We start from the raw sequence: 17,086 nt of genomic DNA, 5'->3' as shown, positions 1-17,086 counted from the left end.
CGGGTCAGCGGGCCTCGGCCTCGCGGACCTGCTCCGGTGTGGGGGCCGTGCCGCCGAGGTGGGCCGGCATCCACCAGGTGTCGTCCGGGCCCTTGGGGCGCACGGGGTAAGCGCGCTGGGCGGCCTCCAGCAACTCCTGCACGCGCTCGCGGAGTTGGCGGGTGATGGCGCCTGCGTACTTGTCCTTGGAGGCCTCTATCGCCTCGCCCACCCGGATGGTGATCGGGATGTGGCTGCGCTTGAAGTTGCGCGGGTGGCCCTTGGTCCACAGCCGTTGGGTGCCCCACACGGCCATCGGGATCAGCGGGACACCCGCCTCCTGGGCCAGCCGGGCGGCGCCCGACTTGAAGCTCTTGAGCGTGAAGGACTGCGAGATGGTGGCCTCGGGGAAGACGCCGATGATCTCACCGGAACGCAGCGAGTCCAGGGCGTGCGCGTAGGCCGCCTCGCCCTGCTTGCGGTCCACCGGGATGTGCCGCATGTTGCGCATCAGCGGACCGGAGACCTTGTGCCGGAACACCGACTCCTTGGCCATGAAACGCACCAGACGCTTCTGCGGCAGCGCGGCCAGGCCGTCGAAGATGAAGTCCAGGTAGCCGATGTGATTGCTCACCAGCACCGCGCCGCCCGAGCGCGGAATGTTCTCCGTCCCCTTGAGGTCGATCTTCAGGTCCCAGACCTTGAACAGGGTTTGGGCGAGACCGATCGCGGGGCGGTAGACAAGCTCTGCCATGGGCGGAGTGGACCCTTCTCTCTGCCTGGACGGGGTCTCCCGGCGGGAAGTTACGCAGCCGTAGGTTTACGGCATCCCGCAGATCGTGCCCCAAGAACGCACGAGTAGCCAGTCTTGGCGCTCGGCCGCGGCGAGATTCTCGTCACGTCGGACACATGACCGACCACCGGATGCGCACCCGGCCCTCACCCCGCGCGTACCGTCACCCGTCGGACGAGCAGGTACATCTCGCACCCGAGGCAGTATCCGAACGCCGAGTTGAGGAAGGCGGCGGCGAGCGCCGCGCCGGTCGCCGCCACTCCCAGCCAGGCGGGCCCCGCCGTGAGACCGATCAGACCCGCCGCGGCGAAGACCAGCCCGACCGCCTGGGCGAACCGCGGCGGCTGCGGCGCCTCGAACTCCGTCGGCGGCCCGATCCGCGGCCGTACGAGCGTGCGGAACACATAGCCGTACGGCGAACGCCCCACCCCGCCCGCCGCGCCCAGCGCGAAGGCGAGCGTCTGCCACGCCAGCAGCCAGGCGTTCCCGGTGATCAGCACGACCGCCAGTACCACGGTCGTCACGGCCGCCCCGAAGCGCGGTCCCCTCGCATCGATGTCCATGCGTCAAGCATTCCTCAAGCCATTCTCGGCCGGGAGCAGGGAATCTTTGCAGTCTCGTGAACGCTGAAGCACGCTGTGACCGGACTTGTGGTGTGTGGGCTGGTGCTCGCGCTGGCGAGCGCCTACGGAGTGCTGCATCGGCGGCGGAGCGGGAGGGTGAGAGTGCGCGGGCGGGACGGCGACAAGCGGCTCGACGCGGCGGAGTTGGGGGAGGGGCTCGGTGAACGGGCCACACTCGTCCAGTTCTCCAGCGCCTTCTGCGCCCCCTGCCGGGCGACCCGCCGGGTGCTCGCCGAGGTGGCCACCATGGTCCCCGGCGTCGCCCATGTGGAGATCGACGCGGAGGAACACCTCGATCTCGTACGCCGGCTGGACATCCTCAAGACGCCGACCGTGCTCGTCCTCGACGCCGACGGCCGGATCGTGCGCAGGGCGACGGGCCAGCCGCGCAGGGCTGACGTGATCGCCGCGCTCGGTGAGGCCGTGTGAAGCCGCACACCGGGACGTACTTGACGGTTGGCCTCCCCCGTCGTCAGCCTGGCGGAATGCCCCGAGAACTCCTTCTCTTCGCGCGCGTGCACGTGGACCTGGTCCGCACGGCGAGTTCGAGCTGTCCGGGACCGTGAGCAGCCCCACGCGATCCCGTCGAACCCGGCAGAAGGACACCTCCATGACGGCCACCTCCGGCCTCCGTTCGCCCCGTCTGGCCTCCCCCGACCTCCTGCGCTCCGTCTTCCGGCGGCACGCCGCGGGCGTCGCCGTGATCACCGCGCAGGGCGACGGCGGTCCGGTCGGCTTCACCGCCACCTCTCTCACCTCGGTCTCCGCCGAGCCCCCGCTGCTCTCGTTCGGCATCGGCACGGGAGCGTCCAGCTGGCCGGTGATCTCCGAGGCCGCCCACGTCGGCGTGCACATACTCGGGGAGCACCAGCGGGAGCTGGCCGCCACCTTCGCCCGCAGCGGCGCCGACCGCTTCGGGGCGCCCACCGGATGGCGTAGCGGCCCGGAGGGAGTTCCCGTCCTCGACGACGTGCTCGCCTGGCTGGTCTGCCGGGTGGTGGCGCGGGTCCCGGCGGGCGATCACCGGATCGTCCTCGCCGAGGTGGTCGTGGGCGACCCGTCGGGCGCCGGCCGGCCGCTGTTGTACCACCAGGGCCGCTTCGGCGGTCTGCGAGACTGATCCCCGCGCGATTACGCAGGGTTGCCTAACTCACAGTTCAAAGCGCTTGCTTAGCGGGCACGACATGCGGGAGCGTAGGCGTCGTACTGGTGAGTAATATTCTGTTCGGAGCGCAGGTCGCCCCGATCGGGATCGGCCGCTTCAGGCGCCTATGCTGCCTTGCAGAAGGCAGCCCAGAAATGACGATGCAGTAGGAGAGCCGGCGTGAGCTTGAGGATCGTTGTCACTGTGAAGTACGTGCCCGACGCCACTGGCGACCGGCACTTCGCCGATGACCTGACCGTCGACCGTGACGACGTGGACGGTCTGCTCTCCGAGCTGGACGAGTACGCGGTCGAGCAGGCGCTGCAGATCGCCGACGAGGCCGACGACGCCGAGATCACCGTGCTGACCGTGGGTCCCGAGGACGCCAAGGACGCGCTGCGCAAGGCGCTGTCGATGGGTGCGGACAAGGCGATCCACGTCGAGGACGACGACCTGCACGGCACCGATGCCCTCGGTACCTCGCTGGTGCTGGCGAAGGCGATCGAGAAGGCCGGCTACGACCTGGTGATCTCCGGTATGGCATCCACCGACGGCACGATGGGTGTCGTTCCGGCGCTGTTGGCCGAGCGGCTGGGTGTCCCGCAGGTCACGCTGCTCTCCGAGATCTCCGTCGAGGACGGGGTCGTCACGGGCCGCCGGGACGGCGACGCCGCCTCCGAGCAGCTGCAGGCGTCCCTGCCGGCCGTCGTCTCCGTGACCGACCAGTCGGGCGAGGCGCGTTACCCCTCCTTCAAGGGCATCATGGCCGCGAAGAAGAAGCCGGTCGCGTCCTGGGACCTGTCCGACCTCGACATCGAGGCCGAGGAAGTCGGTCTGGAGGGCGCCTGGACCGCTGTCGACTCCGCGGCCGCCCGCCCGGCACGCACCGCCGGCACGATCGTCAAGGACGAGGGCGAGGGCGGCAAGCAGCTCGCCGAGTTCCTCGCGGGCCAGAAGTTCATCTAAGGCCCCCGCGGCCCGCCGCGACCGTCGCCGGTCACGGCCGAGGCCCGACTCTTCCCTCCGCCCTCAAGACTTCGCAATCCGCAGGAGCATCGTCATGGCTGAAGTTCTCGTCTACGTCGACCACGTGGACGGTGCCGTCCGCAAGCCCACTCTCGAACTGCTGACGCTGGCCCGCCGCATCGGCGAGCCCGTCGCCGTCGCCCTCGGTGCCGGTGCCGCCGACACCGCCGCCGCCCTCGCCGAGCACGGCGCGGTGAAGGTCCTCACCCACGAGGCCGCCGAGTACGCCGACTACCTGGTCGTGCCGAAGGTCGACGCGCTGCAGGCCGCCGTCGCCGCCGTCTCCCCGGCCGCCGTGCTCGTCCCCTCCTCCGCCGAGGGCAAGGAGATCGCCGCCCGCCTGGCGCTGCGCATCGGCTCCGGCATCATCACCGACGCCGTCGACCTGGAGGCCTCCGACGAAGGACCGGTGGCCACCCAGTCGGTGTTCGCCGCCTCGTTCACCACCAAGTCCCGTGTCTCCAAGGGTGTTCCGGTCATCACGGTCAAGCCGAACTCGGCCGCCGTCGAGGCCGCCCCGGCCGCCGGTGCGGTCGAGGCGCTGGAGGTGACCTTCGGTGCGCTGGCCACGGGGACCAAGGTCACCGGCCGTACCCCGCGCGAGTCGACCGGGCGTCCGGAGCTGACCGAGGCCGCGATCGTGGTCTCCGGCGGCCGCGGCGTCAACGGCACCGAGAACTTCGCCCTCATCGAGGCCCTCGCCGACTCCCTCGGCGCGGCCGTGGGCGCCTCCCGCGCCGCCGTCGACGCCGGCTGGTACCCCCACACCAACCAGGTCGGCCAGACCGGCAAGAGTGTCTCCCCGCAGCTGTACATCGCCAGCGGCATCTCCGGCGCCATCCAGCACCGCGCCGGCATGCAGACCTCCAAGACCATCGTCGCCGTCAACAAGGACGCCGAAGCCCCCATCTTCGACCTCGTCGACTACGGCGTCGTCGGCGACCTCTTCGACGTCGTCCCCCAGCTCACCGAGGAGATCAACACCCGCAAGGGCTGATCTCGTCGGCCGAGGCCCCCGCGACCGCAGACACGGTCACGGGGGCCTCGGCTCATCCCAGGGTCAGGGAGGCCTGCACCGGCAGATGGTCGCTCGGGTACAGCCCGTCGACGGAGAAGGTGTTCATCGCGGCCCAGTGCGTGGTCACCCCGGGCGAGGTCAGGATCCAGTCGATGCGGCGGCCGTCGGGCTTGAGCGCCCGGTAGCCGTGGTAGGTCCCGTAGGCCGGGCTTCGCGCGGCCGCCGCGTCCCAGGCGTCCACGAGTCCGTTGCCCAGCATCAGGTCGTACACCCGGTTGCCGTGGGCGGCCGCGTTGAAGTCGCCGGTGACGACGACCGGGGCCGAGCGGTCCCATCCGGCGATCGTCTCGCCGACCAGCTTCGCGGAACGCTCCCGGGCGTACTGGCTGACGCTGTCCAGATGGGTGTTGAGGACGTAGAACTCCCGCCCCCCGTCCGCGAGATCGGCGAACTTCACCCAGGTCACCATGCGCAGCCAGTCCGCGCCCCAGGTGTTGGAGGCGATCGTGTACGGGGTGTCGGACAGCCAGTAGTGGTCGAACTCGATCGGGTCGAGTCTGCGGGTGTCGTAGAAGATCGCCATGAACTCGTCCTTGCTGCCGCCCCCTCGGCCGGTGCCGATCCAGTCGTAGTGCCCGCCGAGATCCTTCTCGATCATGCGGAGCTGCTGGTACAGCCCCTCCTGGGTGCCGATGACGTGCGGTCGCTCGCGGCGCAGCAGCTCCCGCATCACCGGGCGGCGCACGGTCCAGCGCGGCGTCTTGTCGACGACGGTCGCGAAGCGCACGTTGAACGTCATGACGTTCAGGGCGCCCGCGTACTCGCCGGCGGACGCCGGCAGTGACGAGCCCGCTGTGGTCAGCAGCGGCACGGCGATGGCGGCGGCCGCCGCGGACCTGAGTCCTTGGCGGCGCGTCACTCCGACCTCTTTCGGCAACGCGATCTCCTCCCCTTGGGGTCAGGATGAACCTTGCCCGATGAATACGTAAGAAGCGGCCGGGTCGGCAGTGACCAGGGGGACGACATGGGGAATCACACGTCGAGACGCTGTTGACCCGGGCGAAGATCGACCGTTAGCTTCGGTATACGGATTTCCGATTCCGCAGTCCGGAAAATGGAGGGTTTGGAATGGGGCAGGGCCGGCAGGAGAACGTGGCGACGAGTCTCGCGGGCGCCGTCAGCGAGGAGATCAGCGCCTCCCTCGCCCCCGTCGACGCGGAGCTGGAGCGCCGCTACCCGGGCGACCCGGGCACCCGCCAGCCCGTGCACACCGTCTACGTACCCGGTGACGTCTTCGCCGCCGACACCCTGCGCACCTGGGGCGACCGGGCCCTGACCGCCCTCGACGAGCATGCCCCCGACGCCGCCTCCTTCGCCGCCGTCCTCGGCCTCGGTGGCGACCTCGCCGGACCCGTGTACGACCGCGTCCGCGCCAAGCTGGAGCGCGAACCGGTCGAGGACCTGCGCGTGGACTTCGAGGACGGCTACGGACCCCGCCCGGACGCCGAGGAGGACGAGGCCGCCGCCCGCGCCGCCCGGCTGATCGCCGAGGCGTACGCCACCGGCACCGCCGCCCCGTACACGGGCATCCGCATGAAGTGCATGGAGGCGCCGGTGCGCGACCGGGGCATCCGCACCCTCGACATCTTCCTCACCGGTCTGCTCGCGGCCGGGGGCCTGCCCGACGGGCTGGTCCTCACCTTGCCCAAGGTGACCTACGCCGAGCAGGTCACGGCCATGGTCCGCCTGCTCGAAGCCTTCGAGAAGGCGCGCGGCCTGGACCCCGGCCGGATCGGCTTCGAGATCCAGATCGAAACCAGCCAGGCCGTCCTCGCCGCCGACGGCACCGCGACCGTCGCCCGCATGATCGACGCCGCCGAGGGCCGCGCCACCGGCCTGCACTACGGCACCTTCGACTACAGCGCCTGCCTCGGCGTCTCCGCCGCCCACCAGGCCAGCGACCACCCCGCCGCCGACCACGCCAAGGCGATCATGCAGGTCGCGGCCGCCGGCACCGGCGTACGCGTCTGTGACGGCTCCACCAACGTCCTGCCCGTCGGCCCCACCGAGCAGGTCCACGACGCCTGGCGCCTGCACTACGGACTCACCCGCCGCGCCCTGGCCCGCGCCTACTACCAGGGCTGGGACATGCACCCCGGCCACCTCCCCACCCGCTACGCCGCCGTCTTCGCCTTCTACCGCGAGGGCTACGAGCAGGCCGCCGCCCGCCTGGCCCGGTACGCCGGCCGGGCCGGCGGCGACGTGATGGACGAGCCCGCGACCGCCAAGGCTCTCAGCGGCTATCTGCTGCGCGGCCTGGACTGCGGTGCCCTCGACCTCGACGAGGTGTCCGGGGCGACCGGTCTGGCCCGCGCCGACCTGGAAGGATTCGCCGCGCCCCGGCGGGCCGACCTGACGATCTCGTCCGGCCGGTAGGGCCTTTCCGGTACGTCCCGGGGGCGGGCCGGGAGGCGGACAAGTAGCGGTCCTGTGACAGCCGTTGGCGCTGGTCCGAAGTGCCCCCGTCCACCGCTTAGGCTGTACGCCATTCATCGGTGTGTCACAGGAGCGAGGCGCGGGTGTCTTCGGGGGCGAACGAACAGACGGACGGTGCCGGGCGGGTTCTCGCCGGGCGGTACCGGATCGTGGGGCAACTCGGACGCGGCGGCATGGGCGTCGTCTGGCGGGCCGTGGACGAGGTCCTCCATCGCGAGGTCGCCGTCAAGGAACTGCGCACCTTCACGGACGCGGGCGCGCCCGAACTGGCCGACCTCGGGCTGCGGATGCAGCGCGAGGCCCGGGCAGCGGCCCGCGTCCGGCACCCCGGGGTCGTCGCCGTGCACGACGTGGCCGAGGTCGACGGACGCCCGCTGATCGTCATGGAGCTGGTCGACGGACCGTCCCTGGACGACGTCCTGCGCGACCGAGGGCTCCTCGACCCGCGCGAGGCGGCCGCCATCGGCGCCAAGGTCATGGACGCCCTCGCCGCCGCCCACCGGGTCGGCGTACTGCACCGTGACGTCAAGCCCGGCAACATCCTCCTGGACCGCTCGGGCCGCGTCGTCCTCACCGACTTCGGCATCGCCACCATGGAGGACCCTGGCGACGGCTCCGCCACCCACCTCACCCGCAGCGGCGAACTCGTCGGCTCCCTCGACTACCTCGCCCCCGAGCGCGCCCAGGGCAACGACCCCGGCCCCGCCTCCGACGTCTGGGCACTCGGCGCCACCCTGTACGCGGCCGTCGAGGGTGCCTCCCCGTTCCGGCGTACGTCCACCTGGTCGACGCTCACCGCGATCGTCAGCGACGAACTGCCCGAACCCCGGCGGTCCGGACCGCTCGGGTCCGTCCTGCGCCGGCTGATGGACAAGCGCCCGGAGGAGCGCCCGGACGCCGACGCCGCCCGCGTCCTGCTGGAGGCCGTGGCCGCCGGGGGCGCGCCCGACGCCCCGGTCGCCACGGGGGCGGGCGGCGACCCGGCACCCCAGCCGAGGGCCGAGACCCAGCGGAGCATGCCCTCGGTGCCCCCGGGCTTCGGTCCGCCGACGGCCGGCGCGGGTGCCGGGGTCGGTGCGACGGGCCCGACCCCGGGCTTCGGCCCCCCGCAGCCCGTCGCGCAGGGAGCGGCCACCGGATCACCGGCGGAGGCCGCTACACCCGGTGCGGTCGCCCCGCAGTCGCCCGCACCGCCCTCGGGCCCCGTCACCACCGTGTCCCCGGCCGGCGGCCGGAGCGCCCGCAAGGGCAAGGGACGCGCCCTCCTCGCCGCCGTGGCCGTCACCGTCGTACTCGCCGCGTCCGGCGTCACCCTCTCCCTGCTCGACGGGGACGAGGACGAGAAGAAGGGCACCCGCACCTCGGCCGACGCCCCGGGCGACGACACCCCCTCCCCGGGCCGCAGCCGCGGCACGGTCGACCTCTCCGACGACGACACCGCCAAGGACACGGACAAGGACAAGGACAAGAGCGGCAAGGACGGCGAGGCGACCGCGAGCCCGGGCGGGAAGGACGAGCAGACGGACGCCGAGGACCCCGAGGCGTCCGCCTCCCCGCCCAAGAACGGGAGCGGCGGCACCACCGGCGGCGCGGAGACCTCGGGCGGCTCCACCGGCGGGAGCACGACCGGGGGGACCACCGGCGGGGCGACCGAGGAGGCACCGGTCTGCCACGCGATCGGCGGCGGCAAGTACAACTGCACCGTCTGGACCACCGCCAAGTCCTACGACGCCGCCGGCACCGAGGTCGGCATCCTGAAGCAGGGCACCAACTACTTCTACTGCCAGCAGAACCTGGGCCGTCGCGAGACCTCCGGCAGGTGGACCAACGTGTGGTGGGCCAAGACCGACGACGACAGCGGCAACAGGAACGTCTTCGTCAGCGACGTCTACATCCAGGGCGGCGACAACGACGCCCCGGTGCCGGGCCTCCCGCTCTGCTGAGAGCCGGGTCGGGGTCGGCCGTCCCTACGCTCCCGGGTGCGGCCGTACGTACTGCTCCAGGCCCGACACCGTCGTCCACCGCTGTTCGGCGAACAGTTCCCTGCCCCGGGCGCACCGGCCCCGGTCGCCCCGCGCGCGGGCACAGAACTCGTCCGGAGTGGTGCCGAACACCTCGCGCAACTCGGCGGACGCGGAGAGGAGTTCGCCGATGAGCGGACGCTGCCGGCCCGGGTGGCGACGCGGGCCGGGGCCGCCGTCGCGCAGGACGCCCCACCGGTTGACGTAGATCCAGGCGTGGTCGAGGACCACGCCCGACTCCAGCTCGACGCGGAAGTCGGCGGCGGGCAGGAGGGCCCGCTGGAAGTTGCCGGTCGGCGAGTCGGCCCCCTCGCTCGCGTCGACCACGGCGAGCTGCGCCTCGTCGAGCCAGGTGAGGAACAGCTCGGTGGTGGAGTCGGGGGAGCGGAACGGTGACGCGGACACGTAGCCGAGCAGGCTGACGTGGGCGGAGACACCGATCCCGATGCCGGTGACCCGGGCTCTGACCATCGGGACACGGCACGGCACGCCGTGCTCCGCCATCTTGTGGACGAGCTGCGCGGGGCTGGCGTTGGAGCCGACCGAGAGGACGGGCGCGCGGTCCCCGAAGACGAGGGTGTCCAGGGGCAGCATCCGGTTGCCGTCGAGCAGTCCGGACTCGGCGGGCCACACGCCCGGGTAGCTCAGCGGGTCCTCGCGCGGCGCCACGGCGAGGCCGAGCGCTTCCAGCGTGCGGGGGTCGGAGGCGGTCAAGGGTCAGTCCGCGGGCGGGAGTTCGCCGGAACCGCGGGCGATGAGCCTGGTCGGCAGCTCGATGCGCTCCGGGACCACGAGGGAGCCGTCGAGCTGCCGGAACAGGCGCTCGGCCGCGGTCCGGCCCAGCCGGGCGGGGTCCTGGGCGACGACCGTGATGCCCGGCCGGAGCAGATCGGCCAGCTCGAAGTCGTCGAAGCCGACGAGGGCGACCGGACGGGGGTGCTCGGCGAGGACCCGTACGACCGTCACCGTCACCCGGTTGTTGCCCGCGAAGACGGCCGTGACGGGCGACGGGCCGGACAGCATCTCCTCGGCCGCCCTGCGGACCCGCTCGGGATCGGTGACACCCAGCGACATCCAGGCGTCCTCGACCGGTATGCCCGCGTCCTCCATGGCCGCCCGGTACCCGCGCAGCCGTTCGGCGGCGGTGTGGATCCGGGGCATGTCGCCGATGAAACCGACACGGCGGTGGCCGTGGGCGAGGAGGTGGGCGACGCCGTCGCGGGCCCCGCCGAAGCTGTCCGACAGCACGACGTCGGCGTCGATGCGCCCGGCCGGACGGTCCACGAACACCGTGGCGACACCCGCCCTGATCTCGGGTTCCAGATACCGGTGGTCGTCACCGGCCGGAATGATCACTAGCCCGTCCACGCGGCGGGCGCACAGCGCCAGCGCCAGCTCCTGCTCGCGGTCCGGGTCCTCGGCGCTGGACCCGTTGATCAGCAGCGAGCCGTGGGCGCGGGACACCTCCTCCACCGCCCGGCTGAGGGGGCCGTAGAACGGGTCGGCGAGATCCTCCAGGACCAGGCCGATGCTGGCCGTACGGCCCTTGCGCAGCACGCGGGCGCTGTCGTTGCGCCGGAAGCCGAGTGCCTCGATCGCCTCCTGGACACGGCGCTCGGTGTCGGGGGTGACGCCCGGTTCGCCGTTCACCACCCGGGAGACCGTCTTCAGACCCACTCCGGCCCGGGCCGCGACGTCCTTCATCGTGGGACGGTTGCCGTAGCGGTTCTCGGGGCGGCGGGCGATGCCGTTGGCGCTCTCGGGCACAGTACGCGGTCCTGTCCTGTCGTCCACGGGTGTGGTCGGTGGTGCCGTGTCGCAATGGTGCGGCTGTTGAGGATGTGCCGTCGAGCATAGAGCCTGGACAACGTTGTCACGGCCGGGGGAGACTGTCTGTCGCATTCTCCGGCCTGCGCCCCCCACCAGGCGAGCGTCGTGCTGCCGGATTTCCGGCCGGAGATCCGGGCGCCGCTCTGCCGGGCGCCCGGCAGGAGACTCGCAGTGGGAGAACCGACACTGATGCAGACCGACCTCGTGGCCGCGCTCGACATCGGCGGCACCAAGATCGCCGGGGCGCTGGTGGACGGCCAGGGCTCGATAGTGGTCCGCGCCCAGCGCCCGACGCCCGCACGGGAGGACGGCGACACCGTCATGCGGGCCGTCGAGGGCGTGCTCGGCGAGCTGAGGGGCGCGCCGCAGTGGGGCGGCGTGACGACCCTCGGGATCGGCAGCGCGGGGCCGGTGGACGCCTCGGCCGGCACGGTGAGCCCCGTGAACATCCACGGCTGGCGCGGCTTCCCCCTCGTCGAGCGGGTCCGGGCGGCGACCGGCGGTCTGCCCGTCGAGCTGATCGGCGACGGGGTGGCCATCACGGCGGCCGAGCACTGGCAGGGCGCGGCGCGCGGCCACGACAACGCGCTGTGCATGGTCGTGTCGACCGGCGTCGGTGGCGGCCTGGTCCTCGGCGGAAGGCTGCACGCCGGCCCCACCGGCAACGCCGGCCACATCGGACACATCAGCGTCGAGCTCGACGGCGACGCCTGCCCGTGCGGCTCCCACGGCTGCGTCGAGCGCATCGCGAGCGGCCCCAACATCGCCCGCCGCGCCCTGGACCACGGCTGGCGGCCCGGCCCCGACGGGGACACCTCGGCCGCGGCGGTCGCCGCCGCCGCGCGGGCGGGCGACCCGGTCGCGGTGGCCTCCTTCGAGCGCGCCGCGCGGGCCCTCGCCGCGGGCATCGCCGCCACCGCCACTCTCGTCGAGATCGACATCGCGGTCATCGGCGGCGGCGTCGCGAACGCGGGCGACGTCCTCTTCGCGCCTCTGCGCGCCGCCGTGAAGGACTACGCCACGCTCTCCTTCGTCCAGCACCTCACCGTCGTCCCCGCCGTGATGGGCACGGACGCGGGCCTCGTCGGAGCCGCCGCGGCGGCGCTGGCGGCGCGCCCCGGCGCGGGCGCGGCCCCGGTGGGATAGCCGCCGCCGTCGTCGTCCGGACGGGGCCGGGTTTTGAAAGTCGCCCGTGACCCCGCGGGGCGTTCCGCAGTTGGGCAGGGCATGAAGAAGCGCAGCATGCTCGCCATCGCCTCCCTCGCCACCGGTTTCGTCGTCGCGGCCATCACGCCGTCGCACGGTCTCGAAGCCGCCGACGCCCTCGGGAAGACGGACGGTCTGAGCAAACTGGACGTCGAGGGCACGCTCGGCAAGGTCAACAAGACGGTCTCCGGTGAGAGCCTGGCGGTCGACAAGGGTGCCCTGGGAGGCCTGGCGGACCAGGGGGGCAAGGGCGGCAAGCAGGGCTGACGCCCGTACGGAGGGCGGCGGAAGCCGCCGGTTCTCCGTCTCTCCCCTCGCATCGCGGTCGGCGGGCCCCACTCGGTGGGGCCCGCCGTCGTCGTCTCCGGCTCCGCGACTTTCGGCTCCTCGGCAGCGGCTGGTTTCCGTGGCGGGGTGGAGGGCAAGCCTCAGGGGGTCAACAGAAGAGGGGGAACCGTGATCGTCTGGATCAACGGTGCGTTCGGTGCGGGGAAGACCACCACCGCACGGGAACTGATCGAACTGATCCCGAACAGCACGCTCTTCGACCCCGAGGTCATCGGCGGCGCACTGACGCACCTGCTGCCGGCCAAGCGCCTCGCCGAGGTCGGCGACTTCCAGGATCTGCCCAGCTGGCGACGGCTTGTGGTCGACACCGCCGCCGCCCTCCTCGCCGAGCTGGGCGGCACCCTCGTGGTCCCCATGACGCTGCTCCGCCAGGAGTACCGCGACGAGATCTTCGGCGGCCTCGCGTCCCGCCGCATCGTCGTACGGCATCTGCTCCTGGCCCCGGCCGAAACGATACTGCGCGAGCGAATAGCGAGGCGGGAGATACCGCCCGACCTCCCCGACGGCGAGATGCGGCTGCGTCAATGGGCGTACGACCACATCGCGCCCTACCGCGCGGCACTGGGCGGCTGGCTCACCGCGGACGCCCATCTCGTCGACACCGGCGCCCTCACCCCGTACGAGACCGCGCGGCGCATCGCCGACGCCGTGGCCGGCGACGACGTACCCGCCTGCGACATCGTGCAGACCCCCGAGCCGACCGCCGAGACGGTCGCCGCGGGGGTCCTGCTGTTCGACGAGGACGACCGGGTCCTGCTGGTCGACCCGACCTACAAGGCCGGCTGGGAGTTTCCCGGCGGCGTCGTGGAGTCCGGGGAGGCGCCGGCGCGGGCCGGTGTGCGTGAGGTCCTGGAGGAGACCGGGATACGGCTGGACGAGGTGCCCCGGCTGCTGGTGGTGGACTGGGAGGCACCTCGCCCGCCCGGCTACGGCGGACTGCGCCTGCTGTTCGACGGGGGCCGCCTCGACGTCAGCGGGGCGCAGCGGCCGGTGCTGCCCGGTCCCGAGCTGCGGGGCTGGCGGTTCGTGACCGAGGAGGAGGCCGCGGAACTGCTGCCGCCGGTGCGCTACGAGCGGCTGCGGTGGGCCCTGCGGGCACGGGAGCGGGGTGCCGCGCTGTACCTGGAGGCCGGTGTGCCGGTGTGAGGGCCCGCCGCCGCCCGTCCAGGGGCGGCCGCGGACCCTCGCCCACTCGCTCGCCGCGGTGGCGCGTCTGCGAGGAGCCGGCGGTCACCACGCCCCCGGAGGGCGCGGATCCGCACCGGTGCCGGGTCCCGGGCGCTCAGCTCGCGGCGTAGTTGCGCAGGAACAGTGCCTCCGTCACGGCCATGCGCTCCAGCTCCTGCGGGGACACGCTCTCGTCGACCGCGTGGATCCGGGCCTCGGGTTCGCTGAGGCCGATGAGGAGGATCTCGGCGTCGGGGTAGAGGGCGGCGAGGGTGTTGCACAGGGGGATCGAGCCGCCGTGGCCCGCGTACTGCATCTCCTGGCCCGGATAGGCGACCGCCATGGCCAAGGCCATCGCCTCGTACGCCGGGCTGGCGGTGTCCGCGCGGAACGCCTCACCGTGGCCGATCGGTTCGCATGCCACGCGGGCACCCCACGGGGTGTGCGCCACCAGGTGCGCTTCGAGCAGCTTGATCGCGTGCCGGACGTCCACGCCCGGCGGGACGCGCAGACCGATCAGGGCGCGGGCGCTCGCCTGGATCGACGGGGTCGCGCCGACCACGGGCGGCGCGTCGATGCCGAGCACGGTGGCGGAGGGGCGCGCCCAGATGCGGTCGGCGACCGTGCCGTCGCCGACGAGCCGCACGCCGTCGAGCACCCGGGCGTCCTCGCGGAACCGCGCGTCGGGGTACTGCAGCCCGTCCCACACCCCCTCGCTCGCCAGGCCGTCGACGGTCGTCGTGCCGTCCTCGGCGCGCAGTGAGTCGAGCACGCGGATCAGCGCGGCGAGAGCGTCGGGGGCCGCGCCGCCGAACTGGCCCGAGTGCAGGTTGCCTTCGAGGGCGTCGATCCGGACGCGCATCGCGACCATGCCGCGCAGGGAGGTGGTCACGGTCGGCAGTCCGACACGGAAGTTGCCCGCGTCGCCGATGACGACGGTGTCGGCGGCGAGCAGTTCGGGATGGGCCTCGGCGTACCGCTGGAGTCCGCCCGTGCCCATCTCCTCCGAGCCCTCGGCGATCACCTTGACGTGGACCGGTACCCCGCCGTTCGCCTTCAGGGCCCGCAGCGCCAGCAGGTGCATGATCACACCGCCCTTGCAGTCGGCGGCACCCCGCCCGTACCAGCGGCCGTCGCGCTCGGTCAGCTCGAACGGCGGCGACGTCCAGGCGGCCTCGTCCAGCGGCGGCTGCACGTCGTAGTGCGCGTAGAGCAGCACGGTCTTCGCGCCCTCGGGCCCCGGCAGGAAGCCGTACACGGACTGGGTGCCGTCGGGGGTGTCCAGCAGGGCGACGTCCTGGAAACCCTCGGCGCGCAGCGCGTCGGCGACCCAGTGCGCGGCTCCCTCGCTCTCGCTGCGGGGGTACTGGTCGAAGTCCGCCACCGACGTGAAGGCCACCAGTTCGCTGAGCTCCTCCTTCGCTCGGGGAATCAGCGAGGCGACGGTCTCGGCGACCGGATTCGACGGCATGGGCACGCTCCTCGTGGGTGCGACGTTGTCCTGGTGGGCATGTGGCTGCGTACGCGCTTGCCCGCGGTGTCGGTGTAGGGCGCACGCGCTGCCGATCCTCCCACAACGGTCCTCGGTGTCACCCGCCGTAGGATGCGTGGGACAGGTGCGGCAGGCGGCTGGATCGGGAGCAGTAGACCATCGTGAGCAGCGAGAACTCTTCGGCGGACGACGTGCAGCGGGTGTGGGACGTCGTCGTGGTGGGCGCGGGCCCCGCAGGGGCTTCGGCCGCCTACGCGGCGGCGGTCGCGGGACGCAGCGTCCTGTTGCTGGAGAAGGCGGAGCTGCCGCGGTACAAGACGTGCGGCGGCGGCATCATCGGCCCCTCGCGCGACGCGTTGCCGCCCGGCTTCGAACTGCCCCTCAAGGACCGGGTGCACGCGGTCACCTTCTCCCTCGACGGGCGCTACGCCCGGACGCGCAAGTCCAAGCAGATGCTGTTCGGCCTGATCAACCGGCCCGAGTTCGACCAGCAACTCGTCGAGCACGCCCAGAAGGCGGGCGCCGAACTACGGACGGGTGTCACGGTCACCCGGGTAGAGCAGCACGGCTCGGCGGTGCCGGACCGGCGGACGGTCGCGGTGGTGCTGCAGGGCGGGGAGACGCTGTTCGCGCGGGCCGTCGTCGGGGCGGACGGCAGCGCCAGCCGCATAGGGGCGCATGTCGGGGTCAAGCTCGAACAGGTCGACCTCGGCCTGGAGGCGGAGATCCCCGTGCCGGAGACGGTCGCCGAGGACTGGAAGGGGCGCGTCCTCATCGACTGGGGCCCGATGCCCGGCAGTTACGGATGGGTCTTCCCCAAGGGCGACACCCTGACCGTCGGCGTGATCTCCGCCCGCGGTGAAGGCGCCGCCACGAAGCGGTACCTGGAGGACTTCATCGGGCGGCTCGGCCTCGCCGGCTTCGAACCGAGCGTCTCCTCGGGCCACTTGACGCGGTGCCGTGCCGACGACTCGCCGCTCTCGCGGGGGCGGGTGCTGGTCTGCGGGGACGCGGCCGGGCTGCTGGAGCCGTGGACGCGCGAGGGCATCTCCTTCGCGCTGCGCTCGGGTCGGCTGGCCGGTGAGTGGGCGGTACGGATCGCCGAGGCGCACGACGCGGTCGACACCCGCCGCCAGGCCCTCAACTACGCGTTCGCCGTGAAGGCGGGGCTCGGCGTCGAGATGAGCGTCGGCAAGCGGCTGCTGGTCGCCTTCGAGCGGCGGCCGGGTCTCTTCCACGCGGCGCTGACCGGGTTCCGGCCCGCCTGGCGGGCCTTCGTCGACATCACCCGCGGGTCGACCTCCCTGGGCGAGATCGTCCGCAACCGCCCGATCGCCCAGCGTGCGCTGACGGCGTTCGACAAGTAGGGCCGTCGTTCGGGCACGCACGCCGCGCCGGCCCGCCGGCACCCCGCCCGGTCACCGCTGGACGGTGATCCGGAAGACGGGGTGCTTCGGCGCGGCGGCGAGCAGTTCCTCGTCGGTGGAGTCGGCGTTGACGTCGCCGAAGAACCGGCCCACCTCCCAGCCCCACTTCCTGAGGTAGGTGCGCAGGACGACGGGCTTCTCCTCGTCGGTCAGCTCGACCGCCGTGAACTCCTGCACCCGGCGGCCCACCTGGAGCCGCCCGCCGCCGGCCGCCCGCATGTTGCGCACCCACTCGGAGTGGCCGCGTGCCGAGACCAGGTACGGGCCGCCCTCGTACGGCAGCGGGTTGACCGGCAGCCGACGCCACTCGCCGCTCTTGCGACCGCGCACGGAGAGTTCGGCCGTCCCGACGAGGCTGACGCCGCGGCGGGCGAGCCAGCCGATGAAGCCGTTCAGTGCGCGGTCGAAGGGGTTGGTCTTGATGTAGTGGGTCGACGACGACACGGGGTCCTCCTGGGTGGTGGGGCGGGCTGCGTGGTCGGGGGCTGGTGGGGCTGAGGTGGGCTGGACGGGCGT

At 72.6% G+C, this 17,086-nt stretch carries 17 protein-coding genes; 10 read left to right on the top strand and 7 right to left on the bottom strand.

Annotated elements, in window-relative coordinates:
* Nucleotides 1-4: 4 nt before the first annotated feature.
* Nucleotides 5-733 (bottom strand): 1-acyl-sn-glycerol-3-phosphate acyltransferase, encoded by a 729-nt coding sequence (locus ACFU5F_RS15805; protein WP_045561734.1) that lies wholly within the window; start codon nt 731-733, stop codon nt 5-7.
* A 185-nt stretch (nt 734-918) separates the two neighbouring features.
* The gene (locus ACFU5F_RS15800; RefSeq protein ID WP_383887177.1) at nt 919-1,335 is read right to left on the bottom strand and encodes a DUF4395 domain-containing protein; all 417 of its coding nucleotides are present in this window, start codon (nt 1,333-1,335) and stop codon (nt 919-921) included.
* Between the two features lie 75 nt (nt 1,336-1,410).
* On the opposite strand from ACFU5F_RS15800, the gene ACFU5F_RS15795 reads away from it, so the two are divergent.
* The 4 genes from ACFU5F_RS15795 to ACFU5F_RS15780 all read left to right on the top strand — a co-directional run bounded on the left by ACFU5F_RS15795 (nt 1,411) and on the right by ACFU5F_RS15780 (nt 4,562).
* Complete coding sequence (locus ACFU5F_RS15795) at nt 1,411-1,824, top strand: thioredoxin family protein (protein ID WP_383887175.1); 414 nt, start codon at nt 1,411-1,413, stop codon at nt 1,822-1,824.
* Nucleotides 1,825-2,005: 181 nt separating this feature from the next.
* Complete coding sequence (locus ACFU5F_RS15790) at nt 2,006-2,515, top strand: flavin reductase family protein (RefSeq protein WP_383887174.1); 510 nt, start codon at nt 2,006-2,008, stop codon at nt 2,513-2,515.
* Nucleotides 2,516-2,719: 204 nt separating this feature from the next.
* The gene (locus tag ACFU5F_RS15785) at nt 2,720-3,505 is read left to right on the top strand and encodes an electron transfer flavoprotein subunit beta/FixA family protein (RefSeq protein ID WP_383887172.1); all 786 of its coding nucleotides are present in this window, start codon (nt 2,720-2,722) and stop codon (nt 3,503-3,505) included.
* A 94-nt stretch (nt 3,506-3,599) separates the two neighbouring features.
* Complete coding sequence (locus tag ACFU5F_RS15780; RefSeq protein WP_383887170.1) at nt 3,600-4,562, top strand: electron transfer flavoprotein subunit alpha/FixB family protein; 963 nt, start codon at nt 3,600-3,602, stop codon at nt 4,560-4,562.
* 52 nt (nt 4,563-4,614) lie between these two features.
* Here the strand turns inward: ACFU5F_RS15780 and ACFU5F_RS15775 are convergent, their stop codons facing one another.
* Nucleotides 4,615-5,520: an endonuclease/exonuclease/phosphatase family protein gene (locus ACFU5F_RS15775; protein WP_383887168.1), complete on the bottom strand. Its 906-nt coding sequence runs from the start codon at nt 5,518-5,520 to the stop codon at nt 4,615-4,617.
* Between the two features lie 191 nt (nt 5,521-5,711).
* Between ACFU5F_RS15775 and ACFU5F_RS15770 the strand changes: the two genes are divergently transcribed.
* Both ACFU5F_RS15770 and ACFU5F_RS15765 read left to right on the top strand, forming a co-directional pair.
* The gene (locus ACFU5F_RS15770) at nt 5,712-7,019 is read left to right on the top strand and encodes a DUF6986 family protein (RefSeq protein WP_383887166.1); all 1,308 of its coding nucleotides are present in this window, start codon (nt 5,712-5,714) and stop codon (nt 7,017-7,019) included.
* Between the two features lie 143 nt (nt 7,020-7,162).
* Nucleotides 7,163-9,022 carry a protein kinase gene (locus ACFU5F_RS15765; protein ID WP_383887165.1) on the top strand — a complete coding sequence of 620 codons (1,860 nt, stop codon included), beginning with the start codon at nt 7,163-7,165 and terminating at the stop codon, nt 9,020-9,022.
* A gap of 24 nt (nt 9,023-9,046) precedes the next feature.
* Here the strand turns inward: ACFU5F_RS15765 and ACFU5F_RS15760 are convergent, their stop codons facing one another.
* A complete protein-coding gene (locus tag ACFU5F_RS15760) occupies nt 9,047-9,814 on the bottom strand; it encodes a hypothetical protein (protein WP_383887163.1) in 768 nt (255 codons plus the stop codon).
* Nucleotides 9,815-9,817: 3 nt separating this feature from the next.
* Nucleotides 9,818-10,867 (bottom strand): LacI family DNA-binding transcriptional regulator, encoded by a 1,050-nt coding sequence (locus ACFU5F_RS15755; protein ID WP_383887161.1) that lies wholly within the window; start codon nt 10,865-10,867, stop codon nt 9,818-9,820.
* Between the two features lie 252 nt (nt 10,868-11,119).
* On the opposite strand from ACFU5F_RS15755, the gene ACFU5F_RS15750 reads away from it, so the two are divergent.
* The 3 genes from ACFU5F_RS15750 to ACFU5F_RS15740 all read left to right on the top strand — a co-directional run bounded on the left by ACFU5F_RS15750 (nt 11,120) and on the right by ACFU5F_RS15740 (nt 13,630).
* Complete coding sequence (locus ACFU5F_RS15750; RefSeq protein WP_383887227.1) at nt 11,120-12,076, top strand: ROK family protein; 957 nt, start codon at nt 11,120-11,122, stop codon at nt 12,074-12,076.
* An 81-nt stretch (nt 12,077-12,157) separates the two neighbouring features.
* Nucleotides 12,158-12,403, top strand: coding sequence for a hypothetical protein (locus tag ACFU5F_RS15745; RefSeq protein WP_383887159.1), 246 nt, complete (start codon nt 12,158-12,160; stop codon nt 12,401-12,403).
* A gap of 189 nt (nt 12,404-12,592) precedes the next feature.
* On the top strand, nt 12,593-13,630 hold the full coding sequence (locus tag ACFU5F_RS15740; RefSeq protein WP_383887157.1) for an NUDIX domain-containing protein: 1,038 nt from the start codon (nt 12,593-12,595) through the stop codon (nt 13,628-13,630).
* 136 nt (nt 13,631-13,766) lie between these two features.
* Here the strand turns inward: ACFU5F_RS15740 and ACFU5F_RS15735 are convergent, their stop codons facing one another.
* Nucleotides 13,767-15,122, bottom strand: coding sequence for a dipeptidase (locus ACFU5F_RS15735; RefSeq protein WP_383887155.1), 1,356 nt, complete (start codon nt 15,120-15,122; stop codon nt 13,767-13,769).
* Between the two features lie 182 nt (nt 15,123-15,304).
* Here ACFU5F_RS15735 and ACFU5F_RS15730 point away from each other — a divergent pair, with 182 nt between their 5' ends.
* Entirely contained in the window at nt 15,305-16,510 is a 1,206-nt protein-coding gene (locus ACFU5F_RS15730) for a geranylgeranyl reductase family protein (protein WP_318810288.1), read from the top strand.
* A 51-nt stretch (nt 16,511-16,561) separates the two neighbouring features.
* Here ACFU5F_RS15730 and ACFU5F_RS15725 read toward each other — a convergent pair whose 3' ends face one another.
* A complete protein-coding gene (locus ACFU5F_RS15725) occupies nt 16,562-17,014 on the bottom strand; it encodes a nitroreductase family deazaflavin-dependent oxidoreductase (protein WP_383887153.1) in 453 nt (150 codons plus the stop codon).
* Nucleotides 17,015-17,086: the final 72 nt, after the last annotated feature.

The organism is Streptomyces sp. NPDC057438 (genome assembly GCF_042802995.1).
GTDB lineage: Bacteria > Actinomycetota > Actinomycetes > Streptomycetales > Streptomycetaceae > Streptomyces.
This window is presented reverse-complemented; position numbering and strand designations above follow the sequence as displayed.